Annotated in this window: 3 protein-coding genes and 1 pseudogene; all 4 read left to right on the plus strand. The window is 61.2% G+C overall.

Features of this window, described 5'->3' with window-relative positions; all coding sequences use genetic code 11:
- Nucleotides 1-289: TOBE domain-containing protein (locus EOA36_RS33080; protein ID WP_127280972.1), on the plus strand; the 289-nt coding region annotated here is incomplete at its 5' end.
- A gap of 10 nt (nucleotides 290-299) precedes the next feature.
- The gene (locus EOA36_RS33085; RefSeq protein WP_127280973.1) at nucleotides 300-1,367 is read left to right on the plus strand and encodes an ABC transporter ATP-binding protein; all 1,068 of its coding nucleotides are present in this window, start codon (nucleotides 300-302) and stop codon (nucleotides 1,365-1,367) included.
- Nucleotides 1,368-2,234 carry a sugar ABC transporter permease gene (locus EOA36_RS33090; RefSeq protein ID WP_127280974.1) on the plus strand — a complete coding sequence of 289 codons (867 nt, stop codon included), beginning with the start codon at nucleotides 1,368-1,370 and terminating at the stop codon, nucleotides 2,232-2,234.
- Nucleotide 2,235: 1 nt separating this feature from the next.
- Nucleotides 2,236-2,566: pseudogene (locus EOA36_RS33095) on the plus strand (carbohydrate ABC transporter permease); the annotation flags it as partial.

The raw sequence follows: 2,566 nt of genomic DNA on the forward strand, positions 1-2,566 counted from the left end.
CGGCATCGCCGATACGAACTATACGATCGGCTTTCAGCCGCACCATCTTTCGCTCGACCGGCCCAATGCCGCCGCGGTGCCGGTACGGGCAAAGGTCACCATCACCGAAATCACCGGGTCCGAGAGTTTCATCCATCTCGACTTTGCCGATGCCCGCTGGGTGATGTTGACCCACGGCATCAGGGATTTCGAGACAGACGCGGTGGTCGAAGTGTTCATCGATCCGCGTCACATCATGGTCTTCGATGAGCACGGCCGGGCTATGACCGCGCCGAAGCTGGCGGCTTAGGAGGGGCGATATGGCACGCATCGACGTCAACCATGTCAGGCATTCCTATCTGCAGAACCCGCGCACGGATGCCGATTTCGCGTTGCGCGAAGTGCATCACACGTTCGAGGATGGCGGCGCCTATGCGCTGCTTGGGCCGTCCGGCTGCGGCAAGACCACGCTGCTCAACATCATTTCAGGGCTGCTTCATCCCTCGCATGGCCAGTTGCTGTTCAACGGCAGGGACGTGACCAATTTGTCGACGCAGGAGCGCAACATCGCGCAGGTGTTCCAGTTCCCGGTCATCTACGACACCATGACGGTCTACGACAATCTGGCGTTCCCGCTGCGCAATCGCGGCGTGCCGGAGGCCGACGTCGACCGCAAGGTGCGCGAGACGCTGGAGATGATCGACCTGGCCTCATGGGCGAAGAAGAAGGCGAGGGGCCTGACCGCCGACCAGAAGCAGAAAATCTCGCTCGGCCGTGGCCTGGTGCGCTCGGACGTCAACGCCATCCTGTTCGACGAACCGCTGACCGTCATCGATCCGCACATGAAATGGGTGCTGCGCTCGCAGTTGAAGCAGCTTCATCGCCGCTTCGGCTACACGATGGTCTATGTCACGCACGACCAGACCGAGGCGCTGACCTTCGCCGACCAGGTGGTCGTCATGTATGATGGCGGCATCGTGCAGATCGGCACGCCGGCGGAACTGTTCGAGCGGCCGCGTCACACTTTTGTCGGCTATTTCATCGGCTCGCCAGGCATGAATGTCGTGCCGGTGGCAATCGAAGGCAGGACGGCGACGCTCGGCTCGCAACGGATCGAATTGCCTGGAGTGCCCAAGGCCAGCGCCGGGGCCGTCGAGCTTGGCATCCGCCCGGAATATGTACGGCTCGGCAGCGACGGCATGGCCGTTTCAATCACCAAGGTCGAGGATGTAGGCCGCCACAAGGTGGTGCGCGCCAAGCTGGAGGGCCGCGAGATCGCGGCCGTCATCGGGGAGGACGAAACCGTTCCGGCCGAACCGAAGGTGCGGTTCGATCCGGCCGGCATCAACATCTATGCCGATTCCTGGCGTGTCGAGATGGGGGCATAGATGGACAAGACCTGGAATAACAAGGCCTGGTTCCTGGTGCTGCCGGTGCTTGTGCTGGTGGCCTTCACCGCCGTCGTCCCGCTGATGACGGTCGTCAACTATTCGGTGCAGGACACATTCGGCAACAACGTCTTCTTCTGGGCAGGTACGGAGTGGTTCGAGGAACTGCTTTCATCCAGCCGATTCTGGGAAGCGATGGTCCGCAACCTGGTCTTTTCCTTCATCATCCTTGCGATCGAGGTGCCGCTTGGCATCTTCATCGCGCTCAACATGCCTAAAAAGGGCTGGGGCGTGCCGGTGTGCCTGGTGCTGATGTCGCTGCCGCTGCTGATACCGTGGAACGTGGTCGGCACCATCTGGCAGGTGTTCGGGCGCAGCGACATCGGCCTGATGGGCTACTACCTCAACGCCATCGGCATCGACTACAATTATGTGCAGGATCCGTTCGACGCCTGGGTCACGATCATCGTCATGGACGTCTGGCACTGGACCAGCCTTGTCGTGCTGCTCTGCTATGCCGGCCTGGTCTCGATCCCCGACGCATTCTACCAGGCGGCCAAGATCGACGGTGCGTCGCGCTGGGCGGTCTTTCGCTACATTCAGTTGCCGAAGATGCAACGCGTGCTGCTGATCGCCGTTCTGCTGCGGTTCATGGACTCGTTCATGATCTACACCGAGCCCTTCGTCGTCACCGGCGGCGGTCCGGGCAACTCGACGACGTTCCTGTCGATCGACCTCGTCAAGACGGCACTCGGCCAGTTCGACCTTGGCCCGGCGGCGGCGATGTCGCTGGTCTACTTCCTCATCATCCTGTTGTTGTCGTGGGTGTTCTACACCGTGATGACCAACTACGACGCGGAGCGCTGAAATGGCTGGCGCCAACGAACGCACCGAGCGCAATGCAATGAACGGGACCGCCGCCGAAGGGCTCGCCAGTTCGCTCTCACAGAGCGAACTCGACAGGCGGATGCGCCGGCGCGGCGAGGAGTCGCGCTGGTGGTGGATCGTACCGACGCTCTACATCATCGTTCTGCTGCTGCCGATCTACTGGCTCATCAACATGAGCTTCAAGACCAATGCCGAGATCGTCAACTCGCTGACGCTTTATCCGCACGCGCCGACGATCGCCAACTACGTCACCATCTTCACGCAGAAGGCCTGGTATTCCGGCTACATCAACTCGATCACCTATGTCGTCA

The sequence above is a fragment of the Mesorhizobium sp. M8A.F.Ca.ET.021.01.1.1 genome (assembly GCF_003998025.1).
In the GTDB taxonomy this organism is placed as follows: domain Bacteria; phylum Pseudomonadota; class Alphaproteobacteria; order Rhizobiales; family Rhizobiaceae; genus Mesorhizobium.

Bases quoted from the DNA above. Each gene is read 5' to 3' on its own strand.
- EOA36_RS33085 (WP_127280973.1), top strand. From the start codon at position 300: ATGGCACGCATCGACGTCAACCATGTCAGGCATTCCTATCTGCAGAAC.
- EOA36_RS33090 (WP_127280974.1), top strand. From the start codon at position 1,368: ATGGACAAGACCTGGAATAACAAGGCCTGGTTCCTGGTGCTGCCGGTG.